The sequence below is a fragment of the Paenibacillus sp. 01T442 genome (assembly GCF_056398345.1).
This window is the reverse complement of record NZ_JBFTPF010000177.1, coordinates 1-2,448: the sequence shown is the minus strand read 5'-3', so window position 1 is coordinate 2,448 and position 2,448 is coordinate 1. Positions and strand designations below refer to the sequence as shown.

The following is a 2,448-nucleotide window of genomic DNA, read 5'->3' as shown; positions in this document are numbered from 1 at the left end:
ATCTTTTTATAGTACCTGAGTTTATTACCGCAGTTTACTGCCCGATAGCTTAATGAGGCTGCCACTCGTTTTCGCGGCGGCAGCCTCAATTTGTAGTTTATTGAAGTAACGTTCTGCGTTAATCAATTCATCAATATAGCATTTGTAAAAGTTCAGTAAATGTATTGCATACTGGAGTAATTGCTTCTCTTTGCCATGCTTCCAGTGGTTTGGTTTTTAACTGTTCTGGAGTTACATCATCCGCTGGATAGCATTCATCTTGATTCCAATATACTATCGAAGGCTCTGCTCCGTTTATATAATCGAAGCAATAATAGTTACCACCCGCATCGGCAGCAATGGGTACAATACTCATAGGTAATACATCACGCGAGCCCTTATACATTTTATGAACATTTGCGCTACCTACATCATTAATACAAAATAATTCACCAAGTGTTTTACCTTTTCGCCCATAGAAATCGAGTTGACTTGGATCAGGTATTCCACCGTTATTGGCTAAAATTTGTGAAATATAGTCTTTTGGAAACTTCACATTTAATTCTTTTTCAAGTTCAATTACTTCTTCCCGTGTAATCATTTCTCCAGGAAAATTCCAAGCGATATTCATAGGGTATCCTCCATCGCTTTTTTATAGATAGAAGCTGTATTCTATTCCCGTTTATTAATCTCCTTTAAAACATTTCTCTCAATTATTTAATTTCCTGCTTTGATAAACTGCCCAATACTTCAATGTTTGTAACTGGCTTCCTCCACGCTCTACTGCCCGTTAGCGGAGCGAAGGGCTGCCACGCGGCCAATGTCATTAAGTTACGCTCAAAAACTAGGATGAGAATAAAATTGTAATCTGGAACGGCATGGAATAAGCCCTGTGCCGTTTGTTTTTTTTGCAAGCAAGAAAAAACGCGCACAGCAAACAAAGCGGATGGAATATCCACTTAAAAAATTTTCATGGAGCCGAATTATGCTACTCTGTAGACGAAGCTAACAGCTGATTTATAACGGATTTTGCGCGTATTCTGCTGTCCTGGGCGGATGGGTCGAATTGGCAAAATGTTTTTGCAAATCAGTGCTTCAACATCGTGCGGGGGTTCATCGTCCCTTGAGCGCAGGAGATGTCTACAAACATGAACGGCAACCGTGAAATTGACTTGATAGTGGTGCCGTTTATCCATTTGGGAAATGACGACATGAGAGGTCATCATTTCAACAAAATTGTACATGATCAATCTTGCGAAAATTTCTTGGGTGATGGACTCTTGTTTCTTTGCATGAAAACTCGTCAACCCGACGGTGTATTTCAACGCTCTGAAAGAGGTTTCAATGCCCCAGCGCATGTTGTAAATGGACTTGAGCTCCTCGGGTGGGAAATCATCAGCAGAAAGATTCGTGATAACGGTTTCATAAGCTCCACTCGGCAGGACGAGACGAACAACCCGAAAGGAAATAGGGTAAAAAAAGTTCTCATGCAAATCTAAAAAATCAAAGGTAGACGAGGATGGGACGTATTTGTAAATCTCGGGATGAGCCTTGATCGCTTTTGTTTGTTTTTTGGTGAGTATCAGTTGAATGTTTCGATCAAACTCTCCGCCAGAGGGCAAACACAAGCCCGAAAGAATACCACTCGAATCCAAATCCTTTACTCTTATGACATAGTTCCATCCTTTGCGTTCAATATGCGCGAAATTATTGTAACTTTCATAACCTCGATCGGCAATAACAATGGTTTTGCCCTTGATGGGGGAACGGTCGACCATAGCAGCCAGAGCCTTTCCCTCGTTACGCAACCTTCGCGGTTGAACATTGGCATCTAAGTACAGTCTGTTGCAGAGGTCATAGGCTGCGTTCAAATGCAGAAGGTTATAGCCTTTCGTGTTGGGTTGACTTTGACAGTAAGTATCTCTGTCCGCAGGGTCCGTTGCGATATGCAAATCCGAACCGTCAATGGCAATTAATCGATACCCTCGGTAGTTCTTGATATCCGTATGCGATTGCGTAAATTTGTGAAACAAGCATTCCACAGCAGACGGCAGGATTTTATTTCTCTGCTGGACAAAAGCAGAAGTGGTTGCGGTATTTACGTCATAGCCTTGTGATTCCAAGATCTCCTTGTATATGCTGTTGCCACCCATGGAGATTAGGAGTTGCATGACCGTTTCAAAGGGAAGCTTTTTCTTTCGGGTAAAATCTTTCTCAGGGTTTTTGACATATGGTGCTGGTGTGGCTGACATTTCTCGTATAAGTGATGTCAGCGTTTGTTTTAGCGAATTTGCGTACTCATTCATTGGCGTAACCTCCTCGTTTTTCAAGGGGCTTCGCCACACATTTATACGTACTTGTCAAGTCTTACTTCTCTTCTTCGTGCAAAAAAAAGAACGGGCTATCTTTTCGATAACCTGCTCTTTTTCTTGATATTTGAACCCGCGCCTTAACTAAATGACATTGGCC

General features: G+C 41.8%; 2 protein-coding genes. Both read right to left on the bottom strand.

Features of this window, described 5'->3' with window-relative positions; genetic code table 11:
* Positions 1-130 precede the first annotated feature (130 nt).
* A complete protein-coding gene (locus AC1DLM_RS35145) occupies positions 131-610 on the bottom strand; it encodes an SMI1/KNR4 family protein (protein ID WP_477572596.1) in 480 nt (159 codons plus the stop codon).
* 352 nt (positions 611-962) lie between these two features.
* Positions 963-2,285, bottom strand: a complete 1,323-nt coding sequence (locus AC1DLM_RS35140; protein WP_441987872.1) for an IS4 family transposase — start codon at positions 2,283-2,285, stop codon at positions 963-965.
* Between the last annotated feature and the right edge of the window lie 163 nt (positions 2,286-2,448).

What these genes read in the sequence shown, in the direction of transcription:
- AC1DLM_RS35145 (WP_477572596.1), bottom strand. Translation starts at nt 610, where the DNA reads ATGAATATCGCTTGGAATTTTCCTGGAGAAATGATTACACGGGAAGAA.
- AC1DLM_RS35140 (WP_441987872.1), bottom strand. Translation starts at nt 2,285, where the DNA reads ATGAATGAGTACGCAAATTCGCTAAAACAAACGCTGACATCACTTATA.